This window comes from uncultured Roseovarius sp. (assembly GCF_947489715.1).
Lineage (GTDB): Bacteria > Pseudomonadota > Alphaproteobacteria > Rhodobacterales > Rhodobacteraceae > Roseovarius.
On record NZ_CANLER010000001.1, the window covers coordinates 1,050,747 to 1,069,649 of the forward strand.

Here is an 18,903-nt window from a genome sequence, read left to right on the forward strand (position 1 = left end):
CCTTTCCAACAGCGGAGACACGCGAATGTCTGACAAAAAATTCAACGATTATCTCTTTCAGCAATACGTGGCGAATAAAATTTCTCGCCGCAGGTTCATGGGAACGCTCGCGGCGGCAGGGGCCTCTGCCACGGTCATCAGTGGTCTGACGGCGCAGCGCGCGCAGGCAGCGACACCCAAAACCGGTGGACGTCTCGTGGTTGGTGTCGAGGCGGCACAGGCGCAGGACAGTCTGGACCCGACCAAGTATTTCAGCACCTCGAATATCCAGATGGGATATGCAGTGCACGACAATCTGGTTAACCGCGACGCGGACCTGCAACCAATGCCTTGGCTGGCGACATCCTGGGAATCCAATGACGACGCATCAGCCTGGGTTTTCAATCTGCGCGAAGGCGTGACATTCCACGACGGATCGGATTTCGGCGCCGAAGATGTAATCTATTCGATGCATCGCCATTACCGCGAAGGATCCGAAGCCCCTTCGAAATCCTTCATGAGCCAGATTGCAAGCATCGACAAGCTTGGCGATTATCAGGTGCGGTTCAATCTGACCGCGCCGAATGCCGATTTCCCCATGATCCTATCGGACACTCGCGTACAGGTCACCAAACGTGATCTTGAGGATTTTACCGGAACACCGCCGGGCACCGGCCCGTTCAAAGTGGTTGAATTCACTCCAGGCAGCAACTACCGCTTTGCCCGCAACGAAAACTATTGGGGCGACGATGGCCCCTATGTGGACGAACTGGAATTCGTTGGCATTGCGGACAACACCGCACGGATCAATGCGCTGATTGCGGGCGATATCAATGTGCTGCTCCAGCTTGATCAGAAAGCCACACGGCTGATCGACAACAGCGGCGCGGCCTATGTGATCAACGCACCCTCGGGCGCCTTCCTGAATCTGGCCATGATGCTGGACCGCGAGCCGACCAACAATCCCGATTTCCGCCTTGCCGTGAAATACGCCATCGATCGCGAGGGGATACGCGACAACATCCTCAAGGGGCTTGGCTCGGTCGGGAACGACCACCCGATTGCACCAATTGATCCCTATTACAACGGCGATATCCCGCAGCGCGAATACGATCCTGAAAAGGTGCGGTTCCACATCAAGAAGGCCGGGTTGGAGAACACCCCGATCGACATTTACGGCTCGGATGTTGCCGGGACCGGTGCACTGGCCTCGGCCCAACATCTGCAACAAAGCGCTGCTGCCGGCGGTCTAAACTTCAATGTCATCAATCCACCGGCTGACAGTTTTTGGTCGGCGGTCTGGATTCAAAAACCGATCATCACCTCGGGCTGGGATCCGCGCCCCGTACCCGATCTAATATTCTCGATCGCGTTTTCCAAAGAATCCGGATGGAATGAAACGCTGTGGAAAGACGATGCATTCGAAAAACTCCTCATCGAGGCGCGTTCTGTCACGGATTTTGCCAAGCGCAAGGAAATGTATGGCGAAATGCAGCGCATGCTGCACGAGGATGGCGGTCACGCGACACTGGGCTTCCGCAACTTCGTAGATGCCGCCCGCAACGAGGTGCAGGGCATCTCCCCGCACGGTTCCGGTCCGCTGGGCTTTTACCAGATGCAGCGCACGGCCTGGCTGGACGAATAATCAGCGCGACAAACGATCAGGCCAGTGGCAAATTGCTGGCCTGAACCCCGGCATAGCGAGGGTGACATGGCGACCCGTGCAAAAAGTAGGCGGCGCAGAGCCGAGCGCCCACCTGTCGAAATACCATCCCGACGGATGCGATTACAGACAATTGATGCACTCGGTGCCGAAGAGATCTTCGAGGGAGTTCTCGAAATTCTTCACAGCGTCGGAATGCTGGTTGAGGATGACGAAGCGCGAACAATCCTCACCTCAGCGGGCTGCCGTGAAGAGGATGGGCGAATTTTCTATCCCCCCGACCTGGTCCGTCGGATACTTGAAACAGTCCCACCCAGGATCACGTTCTTCAACCAGAATGGTGAACAGGCGTTTGCCACGGACGACGAAACCGCGCGCTTCGGCACAGCTGTCAATTGCGTTCAGGTGCTGGACCCAAGAACGGATGAGTATCGCCCCTGCCTTTTGTCCGACATCTCGGATCACGGCTGTTTGCAAGACCAGCTTCCTAACATAGATTTCGCCGCCGCACTTGGCTATCCCAGTGATTTAGATGCCCAGATCGAGGCGTTGGCGAGCGCCCGCGCCCTGCTGGACAGCACGCGGAAACCGATATTCTTCACCGGTCACGACGACATTGGCGTACGCGCGATCTGGGATGAAATGGCGGCGCGGGTCGGCGGCATGGGCAATCTGGCCGACAAACCCGTCGGACTGGATCTGATCGGGCCGATATCCCCCCTAAAACTGGGTGGTGAAACCTGCCAGCGGCTTCTGATGGCGGCGCGGCTGCACCTGCCTGTTGTATGCTACCCTGCCATCTTTCCAGGCATGGCCTGCCCATTGACGCTGGCCGGTGCCATTACTCAGGCCACCGCGGAATCGCTGGCCGGTATTGTCATCAGCCAATTGGTGGCACCCGGTGCGCCAGTAATGTCAGGATCGTCTGTCATGCCGATGGACATGCGCCGCGCCGATATGGCGATTGGTTCACCGGAATATACGCTGGCGGGGTTGGGTGCTGCAGATGTGTTTGATCATCTCGGCATCCCCTGCTGGACTGGGTCCGGCTGCACCGACGCGCATGATATCGGCCCACAGGCCCTAGCCGAAGCAAGCGCCAGCCTGCAGGCCAGCACCCTTGGCGCGACGGCCCTGACGCATAACCTTGGGGTGCTTTCCAGTGGTCGCACCGGATCAATGGAGATGCTTGTGGCCTGCGACGAACTGGCCGCCATGGCCCGCAAATTCGGCGCTGGAATTGACGTAAGCAGTACCTCGATTGCGACCGAAGTCATTGCCCGCGCGGCAATCAATAACAGCTTCTTGACCGACCCACACACGCTCGCCCGCTACGAAACCGAAATGTGGATACCAAGCCTTTTCCAACGTGAAGGTATCGAGAATTGGCAAGAAACCGGCCAGCCTGATCTAAAAATGCGTCTAAAGGAAAAAACCATGTCTTTGTTGGAGGGCACCTAAATTGACCAAATATACCCTGTATTGCGCACCCAATACCTATGCCATGTGCGCCCATGCCGTGCTGGAAGAGGTCGGTGCAGATTATTCGGTACATTGGGTTGAGCTTTTTAACGATACTCCAGACCCAGCTTTTCTCACCGCCAGTCCGCACTGCCGCACACCGGCGCTTTTGGGCCCGGACGGCACAATTTTCGAGACCGGTGCTGTGGCTCTGTACATGGCTGAGCAATATCCCGAAGCTGGGCTGGTCATACCGCCCGGTGACGCGCGACGCGGCGCATTTCTGCAGTGGATTCATTATCTGGCCTCGACCCTTCAACCAGATGTCATCATCCAATACCATCCAGAGTTTTATCACGCGCAACCGGAGCTTCAGGATGCTCTCAAACAAACATCAATGATCCGGCTTTCGAAGGTGTTTGAAACGCTGGACGCCGCCCTCTCGGTCGGTCCATATTTTTTTGGTACGGCACCGACTGTGCCCGATTTCATCCTGGGAACACAGGCACTGTGGGACGTTATCTTTCCAGATAGCGACATTTCCCGCTATCCCAATATTGCGCGCCACCGCAACACTCTCTGCAACCGATCATCTGTACAGAGTATGCTGGCACAACATCAGGCCGAAGCTTCTTGTCGGCACAACTAAACTACCTAAAAGCCGGTAGTGGGTCACTTTTGTTATACTTTATTCTGTCAAATTGAGCCTATGCGTGAGGCTTGCAAATCAAAGCTGAGAAACTTCATTTTCAAAGTGTCCCGCTATCAGTGCTTAGTCGCGCAAAGCGCGCGTTTCGAGCAATGTTCAGGGATTTCGAATATAAATTTCCTTTCCTCAGGAATTCTTGAGCCGAGACCGGTTCGCTGCGGATTGCCTGAACCGCCATTTCAGGCAATTTCAAGAGATTTGTGACTGGAAGATCAAGACTCCATGAGGAAAATCGTAATTTAAAATTTAGCGTTCCTTTGCTGCAATGACACTAATCGCTTAGCTTCGGTGAAGAAGTGTCTAAGCACGGGAAACATGGTTGATTTCCAGTTTTTTCCCGCCGATACCTGCATCGAGGGAGGACTTGGTTCTGAGGACGTTGTGTTGAAGTATCGTGCAGAGATTGACGGATTGCGTGCTGTTGCCGTGCTGCCTGTCATTTTTTTCCATGCGGGGTTTGCGCCCTTCAGTGGCGGGTTCGTGGGGGTTGATGTCTTCTTTGTCATCAGCGGGTATCTGATCACCAGCCTGATCCTCGAAGAGCTCAAGACCGGCCGTTTCAGCATCGCCGGGTTCTATGACCGGCGCGCCCGGCGTATCCTGCCGGCGCTCTTCTTCGTGGTCGCCTGTACGATCCCGATCGCCTGGTTCACGCTCTTGCCCAAGGACCTGACCGATTTCTTCCACAGCGTCATGGCGGTCAGCCTGTTTTCGTCGAATTTCCTCTTCTGGTTCCAGAGTGGCTATTTCGACACCGGGGCCGAGCTGAAGCCCCTCCTCCACACCTGGAGCCTTGCCGTCGAGGAGCAGTTCTACATCATCTTCCCGCTCTTGCTGATGGCGCTTTGGCGGTTCGGCCGCAAAGTCCTGATTTGGGTGTTGGTTGTGCTTTTCGTGATCAGCGCGTCATTGGCGGAATGGGGCGCGCATAATTATCCGTCTGCAACGTTTTTCCTGCTACATGCGCGCGGCTGGGAGCTTCTGATCGGGGCATTTGCCGCATTTTACCTGCAGGGCGGCGGGCAGATACGGCCCGGGGTGATCAGCAACATTCTGTCGGCGCTTGGCCTGTTGCTAATTTTCTATGCGGTCGTTGACTATAACGAGCGTACCCCCTTTCCCAGCGTCTATGCGCTGGTGCCGACGGTGGGCACGGTCCTCGTGATCCTCTTTGCGGTGCCCGGCACGGTGGCGCACCGGCTTCTCAGCCTGAAGGCTTGTGTCGGGATCGGGTTGCTGTCCTACAGCATGTATCTGTGGCACCAGCCGATTTTCGTCTTCGCGCGTTACCTGTTCGGCCTGCCGGTGGGGTCGTATGTGTTCCTGGCGCTGACCGTTCTGGCCACGCTGCTGGCGCTCTTCTCCTGGCGATTTGTCGAACGGCCCTTCCGGCGCAAGGGCTTCGCTGTGAGCCGCGTCCTCACCGCCGCCGCCGCCGCCAGCATCGCAATCCTGGCCACAGGATACTTCCTGCCCAAAATCGAAAACCCAACAACCGATGAACTCGACTACGCGACACACTGGATTGGGTGGACCACATGCTACCCGTTTGGAACGCGTGAAGAAGCGGGTGGTGGGTGCAGGATTCTAAAAAACGACGCTGCGCCCACTTTGGCGATCATCGGCGATAGCCATGCCGGGCATCTGGCAACTGGGCTGAAAGCGATACTCGACGCATCAGACGAAAATCCCTTGGTTCTGCTGAGTCCCGGTTGCTATCCGGCGATCACGCAACCCAATGAGTACGAGCGCTTCCTGAAGTGTGAAAACAACTTCATCGACAAAGCAATCACCTATGTGTCTCAGAAACCATCGATCAAGAAAGTCATTCTAAGCGGATATGGCAATCTGGAGCTTCATAAGTACAAAGTACACCAAACTCAGAAACTCGATCCGGCAGAAACTGAGATACGAGAAGGTCTGTTACTCAACGGATTGCGCGAAGCAGTGGGATTACTGCTTTCTTCTGGAAAGAAGTTGCGGCTGATCTCGGAAAACCCGGAAATGATAGACCACCCCGCCCATTGCAGCACCAAACTTGCGAGATGGCTTGGAACCTGTCCCCAACGCGTCGCTCTGAGCGACGTCAACGCCAGAGCGACGCAGATAGATCGAATTATCCGTGGTGTTAAAGACTTTCATCCCAAGCTAGAGGTTTTTGACCCAAGGTCCGTGCTTTGCGACGCAGAATTTTGCTATTCAGGAAGCACCGAAAAGAACTGGTATCAAACCCGCGATCACCTGACACCAGCAGGCTCGATCAAACTGGTCAAAGAGGCTCTTAAGGGTTTTTGATTAATCGCCAAGAATCGGCTTTCAGCTTATTCACCCCGAGCCAATTGCGCTTTCAACGTAGAATTTTCTTCCTTCAGTTGGGCCAATTCGCTTTGAAACGGTTCCAGAATTGGCTGCATCTCCTCCATCGTCAGACGTACCGGCAAGTGCTGAGGGCAATTCCAGTCGAAACCTTCAAGAGTGATCACGGCAGCACGTTCGGGCCGTCCGCGATATGTATCATCATGCAGTGTCTCGATCAGAAATGGATCATCGGAGACTTCAATCAAACGGACTCGTCCTAGTATCTTCAATCTGGCGGAGTTGGGGTAATCAACAAGGATCATTGCAATCCGGTTGTCCTTGGTCAGATTGCCCGCGCTGATATATTGCCGGTTTCCGCGAAAATCGGCATAGGCTATTGTTTTATCATCCAGCACTTTCAGAAATCCACGCGGCCCGCCCCGGAACTGGACATAGGGCCAACCGGTTTCAGACACTGTTGCCTGATAGAACCCATCGCGCATTTGAATGAATTGCTTCTCTCGCAATCCGAACGCATTGTCCGCTGACGCATCCGGCTGCAGGAAACGGTCATAAGCCTTTGCCGATCCCTGTGCTTTCTGAATCCTCCGCACTTCGGGCGTAAAGGTCAGTTCTGCAAATGCTTTAGCCATGATCGCCTCCTATAGCCCTAAATCGCTTAATCCGGGATGGTTGTCTGGTCGTCTGCCCAATGGCCAAAGAAATTTACGCGCCGTTTCATCAATTGCGAGATCATTGATGCTGGCGAAACGTCGGGCCATCAATCCGTCCGGATCAAACGCCCAATTTTCGTTGCCGTAAGACCGAAACCATTGCCCGGTCTCGTCATGCCACTCATAAGCAAATCGAACGGCGATGCGATTTTCGCTAAATGTCCATAATTCCTTGATCAGCCGGTACTCCTGCTCACGTTGCCACTTGCGGGTAAGAAAGGCTTCGATTTCATCGCGACCTTTCGGGAATTCCGCGCGATTGCGCCATTCGCTATTAACCGTATATGCCAGCGCTACCTCAGCCGCATCGCGTGAATTCCAACCATCTTCAGCCGCGCGTACCTTTTGGGTGGCGGTTTCAGAAGTAAATGGCGGTAGAGGGGGGCGGGTCATAAGTTTACCTAAGTGTACAGGTCGGTACTCCTATATTCTAAAACTGTACCGATCTGTCAACCTTTTTACTCGCAATTGGCAGAAGATTCGCATATCATCTTCATATCAATCAGGAAATTTGGAGGGAAATCTCTCTTGAGACCTACAAAACGCGACGAGCTTGTAGAAAAAGCCCTGGCCATTTTTTACCAAAATGGATTTCATGCTACCGGGATGGACCGGCTTGTGGCAGATACCGGCATCTCGAAAACCTCAATGTACAAGCATTTCAGAACTAAAGAGGACTTAATCCTTGCAGCGCTAACGCTGCGCGACAAGCTATTTCGCGACTGGTTGGTTCAGCGCATCGAGGAAGCTGCCGCGACCCCCAGAGAACGCATCCTCGCATTGTTTGATGTGCTGGGAGAATGGTTCGCCTCGGCTGATTTCCGAGGATGCATGTTTATCAAGGCCTCCGCAGAGTTTCAGAATCACAATCATCCGGTCCGCCAGCAATCGGCCGAACACAAGCAACTGATCCAGAAGTATATCCAGAAACTGGCTGAGCAGGCAGGCCTGCCACAGCCTGTAAACCTCGCGCGCCAGATTATCATCCTGAAAGAAGGCGCCATTGTCGCGACCCATGTTTCGGGCAGTAAAACGGCCGCAAGTGACGCAAAAGAGGCCGCAGAGCAGCTATTGTCGTCGCCTCGCTCCTAGTCCAAAGCGCGAAGGCGCTTGAACAGGCTTGAGGTATCCCATCGCCCGCCGCCCATTTTCTGGACATCTTTGTAGAACTGATCAACCAAGGCCGTCACTGGCAGTGATGCACCGTTCTCGTCTGCAGTTGAAAGACAAATGCCAAGGTCCTTGCGCATCCAGTCGACCGCAAAACCGTGTTCGAATTCGTCGTCAATCATGGTCTCAAAGCGGTTGGTCATCTGCCAACTGCCAGCTGCACCCTGACTGATCACCTCGACCACGGCACGACCGTTCAAGCCTGATTTTTCGGCGAAATGCAACGCTTCACTTAAGCCTTGAACCAATCCGGCGATGGCTATTTGATTGCACATCTTTGTCATTTGTCCTGCACCGCTGTCGCCAATGCGGCGGCACATCTTGGCATAGGTATTGATGATCGGCTCAGCAGCATCGTAAGCGCCCTGATCCCCGCCACACATGACAGATAACTGAGCGTTTTCAGCCCCTGCCTGCCCGCCTGAGATCGGCGCATCAACATAAGAAAGACCCATTTTTCCTGCCGTATCATAAAGCTCTGATGTTACCTTGGCGGAAACGGTCGTGTGATCAACAAAGGTGGCCCCCTTCGTCATACCGGCAAATGCTCCGCCTTCATCTAGGCAAACCGAACGCAAATCATCGTCGTTCCCGACACAGGCCATGATAAACTCAGCCCCGGTTGCAGCGTCTTTTGGTGTCTCCGCCATGGTACCACCGTGCTGCTCCACCCATTTCTGCGCCTTCGCGGCGGTGCGATTGTAAACACAGACCTCGTGACCGGCCGCCTGAAGGTGCCCAGCCATCGGATATCCCATCACACCCAGACCTAGAAATGTCAGCTTTGCCATCTTCTTTCCTCTTGCCATTGTCTCGCTCTGGATTTCTGACTATCCCAGCCTTGGATGCAAGGAAAATCGGGGCGCAGATGGCTCAGGTCTTTAAATGGTTGTTGCGGATCGCAGGCGGCATGGTGGTGCTGGCCGTTGTTGTGGTAATTGGACTCTATTTTCTCTTGTCACGTTCCCTGCCTAATTACGACAAGACCTTAACGGTTGCTGGGATCACGTCCCCCGTCGAGATTGTGCATGACAACGCTAATGTGCCGCACATCTTCGCGGAAAATGACGTCGATGTCTTTTTCGGGTTGGGTTACGCCCATGCGCAAGACAGGTTATGGCAAATGACGATGCTTCGGCGCACGGTGCAGGGTCGATTGTCCGAAGTTTTTGGCCATCGAACCGTCAACATCGACAAGGCGTTGCGCCGTTTCGACCTTTACGGCGCGGCGATCAAATCTGTTGAGGTTCAGGACAAGCGAACACTCGCCGCGCTTAACGCCTATGCTGCGGGGGTCAACGCCCGGCTACAAGAAATCAATGATTCCGCTCTGGGACGCGGCGCGCCTGAGATGTTCGTCTTTTCCAACCCGATTGCGCCCTGGCAGCCCGCAGATTCCATAGCAATCATCAAGCTCATGGCAGTACAGCTCTCTTCGCACCTTGAAAACGAGGTACTATACGCCCGCACATCATTGCAGCTGGACGACCCTGTACGGCTGGCGGACATCATGCCGCTGTCACCCGGTGGTGGTATCGCCGCGCTGCCGGAATATGCCAGCTTTTGGCCCGACGCCCCCCTACCGAAGATGACGGCCACACTGGACATCCCGAAAAACCCTCTTTCACCGTTCCACAAACGCGCCTTTGCCGGCGCATCGAATGCCTGGGCGGCGGCCCCTGCCCGTTCGGCTTCGGGTGGCACATTGCTGGCCAATGATCCGCATCTGGGCTTTTCTGCACCCGGCATTTGGTATCTGGCGCGGTTGGAGCTTTCCTCAGGCGGTGTCATTGGCGGCACTATACCCGGCGTTCCAACCGTAATGACCGGTCGTAGCGCCAATCTGGGCTGGGGAATAACAGCATCTTATATGGACGACCAGGATGTCTTTATTGAGAAGATAAACCCGGAAAACCCAGCAGAATACCTAACACCTGGTGGATACAAACCCTTCGTCACCCAAAAATCGATTATCCGCATCAAAGACGCGGATCCCGTTACGCTGACCCGCCGCTGGACAGAAAACGGACCAGTGTTGCCCGGCTCTCATTACAACCTAGATCAAGTTACGCCAGCAGGCCATGTCGCTGCCCTTTCCTGGACAGCGCTGAGCTCAGCAGACACGACGATGAGCGCTGCGATTGAGCTGATGTATTCCAAGACCATTACCGAGGCATTGGAGGCAGGAAAACGCTACATCACACCGTCGCAAAACCTGACCTTGGTTGATCAGACCTCGATCGCGCTGAAAACGATCGGCGCGATGCCAAGACGATCTGCCAAACATGAAAGCAAGGGCCGGATGCCTTCGCGCGGTTGGATTGCCGACAACCGATGGCAGGGGATCAGCCCCTATTCGGCAAATCCGGAATTTGTGAAACCTGCCGGTGGACTTTTGGGCAATACCAATAACAAGACTGTTGATCGCCCCTTTCCGCTGCATGTCAGTTATGAATGGGGTGATACGCAGCGAGTGCACCGTTGGCGCAAGTTGATGCAGAACCGTGAGGTACATACCCGCGACAGCTTTATTGAAGCGCAGTTGGATACGGTAAGTTTCACAGCGCGGTCCTTGTTGCCGCTAATCGGTGCGGATCTGTGGTTCACCGGCGAATCTGCCCCCGAAGGAACGCCTGAAAGGCAGAGGCAGCGTGCCCTCCAGCTACTGTCAGACTGGAACGGAGAGATGAGCGAGCATCGACCCGAACCGCTGATCTATGCTGCCTGGCTGCGTGCCCTGCAGGATAGGCTAATCCGAGATCAACTTGGACCATTGGCAAATGAATTCCGCCATCCTGATCCTATTTTCATCGAACGCGTGTACCGAAACATCGACGGGGCTGCGGCATGGTGTGATGTAATGCAATCATCGCCAGTTGAAACCTGCACAGACATTGCGCGGCTGGCATTGGACGACGCACTTATCTGGATTGGTGAGCGTTATGGAACGGCCCTGGAAAGCTTGCGTTGGGGGGATGCGCACCAGGCGACCCACGACCATCAGGTTCTGGGCGAGGTCCCGGTGTTGCGCTACTTCGTCAATATTCGGCAATCTACATCAGGTGGAGACAACACCCTTCTTCGCGGACGCACCAAGGGTAGTGGTGATGAGCCCTATCAAAACGTCCATGGTGCTGGATATCGCGGTGTCTACGATTTTGCCGATCCGGATAGCAGCGTCTTTATCACCGCCACCGGGCAATCGGGTCATTTCCTGTCACGGCACTATGATGATCTCGCGCAACTCTGGCGGCGCGGAGAATACATCCCGATGTCTCTTGACGCGGAACTGGCCCGCGCCGCCGCCGTTGGCGTGACCGTTCTAAAACCTGCCACGCAATAAATTAGTACTGCGTCGCCAAAGTCCGCTGATCCAGTCGCTCAAGATTGACAATCGTCGAAAGCATCAGCCTATCCTGACTCCAGTCACCATTGCTTTGCGTTGCAATGGATCCAATGCTGATAAATGCCAACAGTGGCAGCACCAAAATGCACGACACCCACCGCCCCGGTAGCACCCGTCCGCGAGACAGCATCGACATAACCCGAAATCTAAGAAATTTAGCAGCATGCTTATCTTTCGGTGAAGAAACCAGAGGCACACTGGGAACCAGGATCTTACGGGCCCCATTGGGTTTGATCGCATTCCGACATACCCTCAGAAGACAATCACAATATTCTCTGATCCCGATCTGCTTGCGCATCAAAACTTGCTGATCGCAGGCCAGCTCACGCAACGCCTCAACCTCACGTTTGAAAAACGCGAATCCCGGGTTCCAGAAAAACAGCGGGCGCGCTAACTCCAATGCAAGCTCCCAATCCAAATCACCTTGCCGCATATGCTGTATCTCATGGGTAATCGCGATCTTCAGATCATCGGCCTCTAACAAAAGCGTTGACGGTAGTACTATGTAACGACGCCTTAGACCGCGCGTCGAAAAGGGAATGTCAGATCGATCTGTCAACCGAATTTCCAAGCGACCGGAGCGTCGCCACAAATAACTGCGCTGGATCGTTTTGCGGATGGAGAGCGCGTTACCCAATAAACGTATCGAGTATACCAAGATGCCCAAACCCAGTGTCGCCGCAATGGCTATACCCGCAGACGACCCCAAAGAAACAACATTTTGGATGAATAAGGTCCGTGACATCCAGAGCGTCTCAAAAGTTGATGGTGCCATCTGGAACTTGCCATTCAGATACTGCGAAAGCGCGTAATCCGAAATGCTGGGTACATATCCAGAATTCACCAGACCGATCTGTGTCAACCAATTGTGCAGGCAGATGATCACCGGTGCGATAGCCACGGCCAGAAGAAGCCCATAGAGAACCTGCAAATGCGTTGAAAAAGCGCTGCGCAAGTACGAACGCTTCAGCAGCGTCCTTGTTGACAGCCATAAAAATGCTGCCAGCATAAGCATGATGTTTGTATCAATATAAGCGTTGAAAACTGAGCTAGCCGTCATTGTCGGTCAACCTCCTATCCAATAGCGCCCGTATTTCTTCCAATGCATCCTCGGATAATCCATCGTCATCCACCAAGCGCGCCACCAAGGATGCAGGCGTGCCATCAAACAACTTGTCTGATAGATTGCGAAGGGATTTTGATTGATAGGCCGAGCGGGCAAGCGCGGGCCTATACACAAGCGATTTGTTTCGCTTTTCGCTTGTGACAAATTCTTTTTGTTCCAAAATACGCAGAATCGTCGCGGCCGACGTGTATGCTAGATTTCGCCCCGGCGCCAATCTGGCCAGCACATCGCGCACACTTCCTTCGCCAAGGGCCCAAAGCTCGGTCATGAACTCCAGTTCAACCTCGGTCAGAAATTCGCTTTTTTTCTTTTGCCGCATCCAGTGATCCGTCTATGCCCAAACTGCTCGTACCACCATCAACGTTAATCGCTGCGACCGCTGCTTGCCAAGTTTTAAGACTAAACCTTCAAAAAACAGAACACACCCCATGCGATACTAAGTGCCAGCGGACCCCAAAGGGGCATTCCAATCAGACCAAGCCATGCCAGGAAAATATAGACCGCCCCCAAAAGCGTAATGAAAAGCCGATCGCCCCGTGTTGTGACAAGGCCCAGAACCCCTTTGCGTTCATCGCCGCCCGGCCGTTTGATCTCTAGCACCGTTATGATGCCCATGGCGCTGAAGATCCCGATGAAGACCAGTGCCGTCGGCCATGTCCATGCCATCCATCCCAGCATATCAGACCCTCCCCAGGGCAAAGCCCTTGGCGATGTAATTCCGCACGAAATAGATCACGATGGCGCCGGGAATGATCGTCAGCGTCCCGGCGGCAGCCAGCAACCCCAGCTCATAGCCGGCGCTTGAGGCGGTCTTGGTCATGGTCGCAGCAATCGGTTTGGCGTCGACCGCGGTCAGCGTCTTGGCCAACAGCAATTCCACCCAAGAAAACATGAAGCAGAAGAAGGCGGCAACACCGACACCCGCCTTGATCGACGGCAGAAAGATCGACACGAAAAACCGGGGAAAGGAATAACCATCGACATAGGCGGTTTCATCCAGTTCTTTGGGCACGCCGCCCATGAAACCCTCCAAAATCCACACCGCGAGAGGGATGTTAAAGAGGCAATGCGCCAGCGCCACAGCAAGATGTGTGTCGAAAAGGCCCACGGCGGAATAGAGCTGGAAGAACGGCAGCGCGAACACCGCGGCTGGAGCCATCCGGTTGGTCAGAAGCCAGAAGAACAACTGCTTGTCACCGAGAAACCTGTAACGACTGAAAGCATAGGCCGCCGGCAACGCCACAACGACCGAAATCACCGTGTTTATAGAGACGTAGAGGATAGAATTGATGTAGCCCCAATACCAGGATGGGTCGGTGAAAATGACCCGGTAATTCTCTAGCGTAAAGGTTTGCGGAAAAAGCGAAAACCCGGCCAAGATCTCGTTGGTGGTCTTGAAGCTCATCGCTACCAGCCAATAGATCGGCAGCATCAGGAATAGGATGTAAAGGATGGGGATCAAGCTGCGTTTTCTCATTTCGCATCATCCTTCGTCATCAACGTATAAAACAGCCAGCTGACCAGCAGCGTGATCGCGAAATAAATCAGCGACATCGCCGCCGCTGGCCCCAGATCGAACTGCCCGAGGGCGATCTTTACCAAGTCAATCGACAACAGCGTGGTAGAGTTACCCGGCCCGCCGCCCGTCAACACGAAAGGCTCGGTGTAGATGTTGAAACTGTCCATGAAGCGCAGAAGGATCGCGATGGTCAGCACCGTCTTCATTTTCGGCAGCTGGATATATCGGAAGACCGACCAGGCACTGGCGCCATCAATCTTGGCCGCTTGATAGTAGGCGTCGGGGATCGACACGAGGCCGGCATAGGACAAAAGCACCACAAGCGATGTCCAGTGCCAGACATCCATCACGATGATCGTGATCCACGCCGCTAGCGGGTTTTGCGTCATGTCATAGGCAATGCCAAGCGTGTGGTTCATCACATAGCCCAGCAAACCGATCTCGGGCAGGGTGAAAATGTTCCACATCGCGCCGACAACATTCCAGGGGATCAGCATCGGCAGGGCCATCGTGACCAGGCAGACCGGCACCCAGATACCCTGACGCGGCATACTGAGCGCGATGATGATGCCCAGGGGCACCTCGATGGCCAGAATGATCCCGGTAAATAGAAACTGCCGCCCAAGCGCCGCGTGGAACCTGTCCGAATTCAGCAATTCTTCGAACCAGCGTAAGCCTTCAAAGAAAAAGACGTTGTTCCCAAAGGTCTCTTGCACCGAGTAATTGACCACGGTCATCATCGGAATAAGAGCGTTGAACGCCACCAGCAGCAGCACCGGTAGCACGAAGAACCATGCTTTCTGGTTCTGTGTCTTCATGTGCCTGCCCTTTCCGTTGCCAACCAGCCGTTGCGATAGACGCGTGTGTGTTCCTGCGCAAAAGACAGGTGTATCTGTTCGCCCTGCCCCGGCACATCGCTTCCGGTGACGGCCTTGATCAGCGTGTCACCAACCACAGCATCAACAACGCTGTGGCGGCCAACCTCCGCTACTTTCCGCACCGTAGCGGGCATACCATACGATCCAAGCTTGACAAATTCCGGCCGCACACCGATCTGGGCCACGCCATCACCGCCCTTTACGGCGCCCTCGACAGCGATTGGATGCCCTTCAAAATAGGCTCCACCGTCGCGAATCTCTGCGGGCAGCACATTCATGCCGGGTGACCCGATAAAATGGCCGACAAAGGTATGTGCCGGACGTTCGAACAGCTCGACAGGCGTACCGATCTGCACGATCTCTCCCTCCTGCATCACCACCACCTGATCCGCAAAAGTCAGCGCCTCTGTCTGATCATGCGTGACATAGATCATCGTTGCGCGAACTTTTTGATGCAACTCTTTCAGTTTACTGCGCAATTTCCATTTAAGATGCGGGTCAATCACCGTCAATGGCTCATCAAACATCACCACGTTGACATCGTCGCGCACCAGCCCGCGCCCCATGCTGATTTTCTGCTTGTTGTCAGGCGACAGGTTGGCGGCGCGGGTGGTCAGCATATCCGTGACCTCCAGCATCTCAGCGATTTCCAGAACCCGGGCTTTGACGTGATCCTCGGCCACTCCCCGGTTGCGCAGCGGAAAAGCTAGATTGTCGAAGACGCTCATCGTGTCGTAGATCACTGGAAACTGGAAAACCTGCGCGATGTTGCGCTGATTGGGCGGCAAACCAGTAACATCTTTGTCGTCGAACAGAATCCGGCCTTCGGAGGGTGCCAGGAGACCAGAGATGATGTTGAGCAAGGTTGATTTTCCGCAACCAGACGGGCCCAACAGCGCATAGGCGCCGCCGTCACTCCAATCCAGGTCAATCTCTTTCAGCGCATAGTCATCCGGCCCGTTGGGTGCAGGGTAATAACTGTGCTTGAGTTTGGACAATGTAATCTTCGCCATCAATCCGCGCCCCGCGTAACCAATTGCCCATCGGGCGCAAAATAAAAACAGGCCGAAGGATCGAGAAAGAACTGGTGATCCTCCCCGATCTCGAACGGATGCACGCCATGCGCCAATGAAACCCAGGCTGCAGAGCTCATCTGAAAATGTGCGCTGCTTTCCGACCCGCTAAGCTCGGTCACTAGAACCTTGCCAGTCAGGTCGACACTGTATTGCTCAGAACTGACGGGCGCTACGTGATGCGGCCGTACGGCCAGCGTATAAGCACCATCCGTCAAACCGGCCACTGCGCCCTCTACTTGCCAGGCGGCATCGTTGCCCATCCGGATTGTCGACCCCTGTTTGGTCACCTCAGCCCTATTGATCGGCGGGTCGGAAAACACCCGCGCAGCCATCAACGATTGCGGTTGACGGTAAATCTCGGCGGTGGCGCCGAACTGCACGACATGCCCGTCCTCCATCAAACCGGTCTTGCCACCCAGCAAAAGTGCCTCTTCCGGCTCAGACGTGGCGTAGACCACCACGGCACCGCGCCCAGCGAAAAGCTCGGGAAGTTGCTCGCGCAGTTCCTCGCGCAGCTTGTAGTCCAGATTGGCCAGCGGTTCGTCCAGAAATACCGCACGGCTTTCCTTGGCAATGGCGCGCGCCAGAGCCGTGCGCTGTTGCTGACCGCCCGACAACTCGTGCGGTCGGCGGTTGAGCATCGGGCGCAGCTGCAGAATATCGGCAGCCTCTTCAACACGTCCTTGAATTTCGGATTTCGGCATGCCCGCCACCTTGAGCGGCGAGGCGATGTTATCGAACACCGTCATATGCGGGTAGTTGACGAAAAACTGGTGCACCAAGCTGATATTGCGCTTTTGCGTCGACAGGCGTGTCACGTCCTGTCCGTCCATCATGATCTGCCCGCTGGCAATCGGGTCGAGCCCCGCCATCAGCTTGATCAGCGATGTCTTCCCGGCACCGGTCTCGCCCAGCAAAACATTGAAGTGCCCTGTTTCCAACACCAGAGATGTCGGTTTGATATGGGTCTGGCCCGCGACTTCCTTGGTGATGTTTCTTAATTCTACGGTCATCTTGGCCCTTGCCGGAAATGTCGTCGGCGATTGGATGGCCGGGGCACTTACACGCCCCGGCCAGTAAAGTGCCGCACCCCTGCCGCACCTTACAGGAAGCTTACTTTATTGAGCGGCCCAACGGGCGACGAGTTCGTCATAGTTGACGGTCTGGCCCTGTGGCTTTTCATTCTCAAGCTTGGCTTTTGGCGAACCGGGCTTGGACAGCCACTCTTGCGGATCGCTCTCTTCGTTCAGGCGCGGACCGCACCCGCCATAGACATTGGCACCTTCATCAGCCGCCTGCATACGCGACATGGTGATGTCCATTTCCTGCGCCAGACGATCCATCGCTTCTTGGGGCGTAAACGCGCCTGAGTTCACGTCACCGATCTGCTGCCACCAGATTTGGGCCAGCTTCGGGTAGTCCGGAACGTTGACACCTGTGGGCGACCACGCAACCCGGTCCGGCGACCGGTAGAATTCGACCAGACCGCCCAGCTTGGACGCCCGTTCGGAAAAGCTTTCGTGATTGACCGAACTGTCGCGGATGAAGGTCAGCCCAACATGGGATTTCTTCACGTCCACTGTCTTCGACGTCACGAATTGCGCGTAAAGCCACGCAGCCTGAGCCCGATCGCCTGGTGTGGATTTCAGGAAAGTCCACGAGCCCACATCCTGGTAGCCGACTTTCTGACCTTCTTCCCAATAGGGGCCATGCGGGCTGGGTGCCATCCGCCACAACGGATTGCCATCGCCATCGACCGTATTGTTACCCTCGGACTGAGGTTTGACCATGTCGGCGGTAAAGGCCGTGTACCAGAAGATTTGCTGGGCCACGTTTCCCTGGCTCAGCGCGGGAAGCGACTGGTAGAAGTCATAGGACGCCGCGCCGGGAGGTGCATAATTGCGCAGCCATTCATCCCATTTACGGATGGCATAGACCGCCGCCGGGCCGTTAGCTGCGCCGCCACGGGAAACGCTGGCGCCTACCGGGTTACAGGTTCCCGCCTCCATGCGGATGCCCCACTCGTCGACAGGAATACCGTTCGGCTCGCCCTTGTCGCCCGCACCTGCCATCGATAGCCACGCATCGGTCATACGCCAGCCAAGGTCGGGTGCGCGCTTGCCATAATCCATATGACCATAGATTGTGGTACCATCGACTTCTTTCACATCCTTGGTGAAGAACTCGGCAATATCTTCATAGGCTGACCAGTTGACCGGCACCCCCAGATCATAGCCGTACTTTTCCTTGAAGGCAGCCTGAAGGTCTTCGCGGTCGAACCAGTCTTTGCGGAACCAGTAAAGGTTAGCAAATTGCTGGTCGGGCAGCTGATAGAGCTTGCCATCGGGGCCCGTGGTGAACTGAATGCCCATGAAATCATCCAGATCAAGCGTAGGTGACGTTGTCGCCGCCCAGTCCCCGGACATCTGATCGGTCAGGTTATATGCCAATTGAAGGCGCGAATGGGTACCAATCAGGTCGCTGTCATTGACATAACCATCATAAAGGTTCCGGCCCGTCTGCATTTGTGTCTGCACGGCCTGCACCACCTCTCCTTCGCCAAGGATCTGGTGGTTGACCTTGATGCCGGTGATTTCTTCAAAAGCTTTGGTCAATACGTCGGATTCGTATGAATGGGTCGGAATACCTTCCGACAATACATTCACTTCCATCCCCGCAAACGGCTGTGCTGCATCGATGAACCATTTCATTTCGGCCATCTGTTCATCTTTCGACAAGACCGATGGCTGGAATTCCTGATCAATCCAACGTTGCGCTGCCGCTTCATCCGCAATGGCCATGTCGGACGCTGCAATAACAGCCGACGCGGCAACCGCGCCCAGCAGATACCTACGCATCTTTTCTCCTCCCATTTGTAATTCTA

17 protein-coding genes are annotated in these 18,903 nt (G+C 55.0%); 6 read left to right on the forward strand and 11 right to left on the reverse strand.

All coding sequences use genetic code 11. The annotated features are described in order from the left end of the window. Positions 1-25: 25 nt before the first annotated feature. From Q1B27_RS05135 to Q1B27_RS05150, 4 genes are all read left to right on the forward strand, one after another. Positions 26-1,624 (forward strand): ABC transporter substrate-binding protein, encoded by a 1,599-nt coding sequence (locus tag Q1B27_RS05135; RefSeq protein ID WP_299844531.1) that lies wholly within the window; start codon positions 26-28, stop codon positions 1,622-1,624. 66 nt (positions 1,625-1,690) lie between these two features. Then, positions 1,691-3,103, forward strand: a complete 1,413-nt coding sequence (locus Q1B27_RS05140) for a trimethylamine methyltransferase family protein (RefSeq protein WP_299844534.1) — start codon at positions 1,691-1,693, stop codon at positions 3,101-3,103. A 1-nt stretch (position 3,104) separates the two neighbouring features. After that, on the forward strand, positions 3,105-3,752 hold the full coding sequence (locus Q1B27_RS05145; RefSeq protein ID WP_299844537.1) for a glutathione S-transferase family protein: 648 nt from the start codon (positions 3,105-3,107) through the stop codon (positions 3,750-3,752). 444 nt (positions 3,753-4,196) lie between these two features. After that, positions 4,197-6,107, forward strand: a complete 1,911-nt coding sequence (locus tag Q1B27_RS05150; RefSeq protein ID WP_299844540.1) for an acyltransferase family protein — start codon at positions 4,197-4,199, stop codon at positions 6,105-6,107. A 26-nt stretch (positions 6,108-6,133) separates the two neighbouring features. Here the strand turns inward: Q1B27_RS05150 and Q1B27_RS05155 are convergent, their stop codons facing one another. After that, positions 6,134-6,763, reverse strand: a complete 630-nt coding sequence (locus Q1B27_RS05155; RefSeq protein WP_299844543.1) for a pyridoxamine 5'-phosphate oxidase family protein — start codon at positions 6,761-6,763, stop codon at positions 6,134-6,136. A gap of 9 nt (positions 6,764-6,772) precedes the next feature. Next, positions 6,773-7,237 (reverse strand): nuclear transport factor 2 family protein, encoded by a 465-nt coding sequence (locus Q1B27_RS05160; protein WP_299844545.1) that lies wholly within the window; start codon positions 7,235-7,237, stop codon positions 6,773-6,775. A 135-nt stretch (positions 7,238-7,372) separates the two neighbouring features. On the opposite strand from Q1B27_RS05160, the gene Q1B27_RS05165 reads away from it, so the two are divergent. After that, positions 7,373-7,936 carry a TetR/AcrR family transcriptional regulator gene (locus Q1B27_RS05165; protein WP_299844901.1) on the forward strand — a complete coding sequence of 188 codons (564 nt, stop codon included), beginning with the start codon at positions 7,373-7,375 and terminating at the stop codon, positions 7,934-7,936. Here Q1B27_RS05165 and Q1B27_RS05170 read toward each other — a convergent pair. Further along, complete coding sequence (locus Q1B27_RS05170) at positions 7,933-8,805, reverse strand: NAD(P)-dependent oxidoreductase (protein WP_299844548.1); 873 nt, start codon at positions 8,803-8,805, stop codon at positions 7,933-7,935. The genes Q1B27_RS05165 and Q1B27_RS05170 overlap by 4 nt on opposite strands. Before the next feature lie 77 nt (positions 8,806-8,882). Here Q1B27_RS05170 and Q1B27_RS05175 point away from each other — a divergent pair, with 77 nt between their 5' ends. After that, complete coding sequence (locus tag Q1B27_RS05175) at positions 8,883-11,357, forward strand: penicillin acylase family protein (protein ID WP_299844551.1); 2,475 nt, start codon at positions 8,883-8,885, stop codon at positions 11,355-11,357. 1 nt (position 11,358) lies between these two features. Here the strand turns inward: Q1B27_RS05175 and Q1B27_RS05180 are convergent, their stop codons facing one another. The 8 genes from Q1B27_RS05180 to Q1B27_RS05215 all read right to left on the reverse strand — a co-directional run bounded on the left by Q1B27_RS05180 (position 11,359) and on the right by Q1B27_RS05215 (position 18,877). Then, positions 11,359-12,480, reverse strand: coding sequence for a M56 family metallopeptidase (locus Q1B27_RS05180; protein ID WP_299844554.1), 1,122 nt, complete (start codon positions 12,478-12,480; stop codon positions 11,359-11,361). After that, positions 12,470-12,865, reverse strand: a complete 396-nt coding sequence (locus Q1B27_RS05185) for a BlaI/MecI/CopY family transcriptional regulator (protein WP_299844557.1) — start codon at positions 12,863-12,865, stop codon at positions 12,470-12,472. The genes Q1B27_RS05180 and Q1B27_RS05185 overlap by 11 nt, the downstream gene beginning before the upstream one ends. 80 nt (positions 12,866-12,945) lie before the next feature. Next, complete coding sequence (locus Q1B27_RS05190) at positions 12,946-13,224, reverse strand: DUF2160 domain-containing protein (RefSeq protein ID WP_299844559.1); 279 nt, start codon at positions 13,222-13,224, stop codon at positions 12,946-12,948. Between the two features lies 1 nt (position 13,225). Beyond that, on the reverse strand, positions 13,226-14,023 hold the full coding sequence (locus tag Q1B27_RS05195; RefSeq protein WP_299844561.1) for a carbohydrate ABC transporter permease: 798 nt from the start codon (positions 14,021-14,023) through the stop codon (positions 13,226-13,228). Beyond that, positions 14,020-14,883: a carbohydrate ABC transporter permease gene (locus Q1B27_RS05200; protein WP_299844564.1), complete on the reverse strand. Its 864-nt coding sequence runs from the start codon at positions 14,881-14,883 to the stop codon at positions 14,020-14,022. The genes Q1B27_RS05195 and Q1B27_RS05200 overlap by 4 nt, the downstream gene beginning before the upstream one ends. Next, positions 14,880-15,956: an ABC transporter ATP-binding protein gene (locus Q1B27_RS05205; RefSeq protein WP_299844567.1), complete on the reverse strand. Its 1,077-nt coding sequence runs from the start codon at positions 15,954-15,956 to the stop codon at positions 14,880-14,882. The genes Q1B27_RS05200 and Q1B27_RS05205 overlap by 4 nt, the downstream gene beginning before the upstream one ends. Next, positions 15,956-17,032 carry an ABC transporter ATP-binding protein gene (locus Q1B27_RS05210; RefSeq protein ID WP_299844569.1) on the reverse strand — a complete coding sequence of 359 codons (1,077 nt, stop codon included), beginning with the start codon at positions 17,030-17,032 and terminating at the stop codon, positions 15,956-15,958. Before Q1B27_RS05210 ends, Q1B27_RS05205 begins: the two co-directional genes overlap by 1 nt. 105 nt (positions 17,033-17,137) lie before the next feature. Further along, the gene (locus tag Q1B27_RS05215; RefSeq protein ID WP_299844572.1) at positions 17,138-18,877 is read right to left on the reverse strand and encodes an ABC transporter substrate-binding protein; all 1,740 of its coding nucleotides are present in this window, start codon (positions 18,875-18,877) and stop codon (positions 17,138-17,140) included. Positions 18,878-18,903 lie beyond the last annotated feature (26 nt).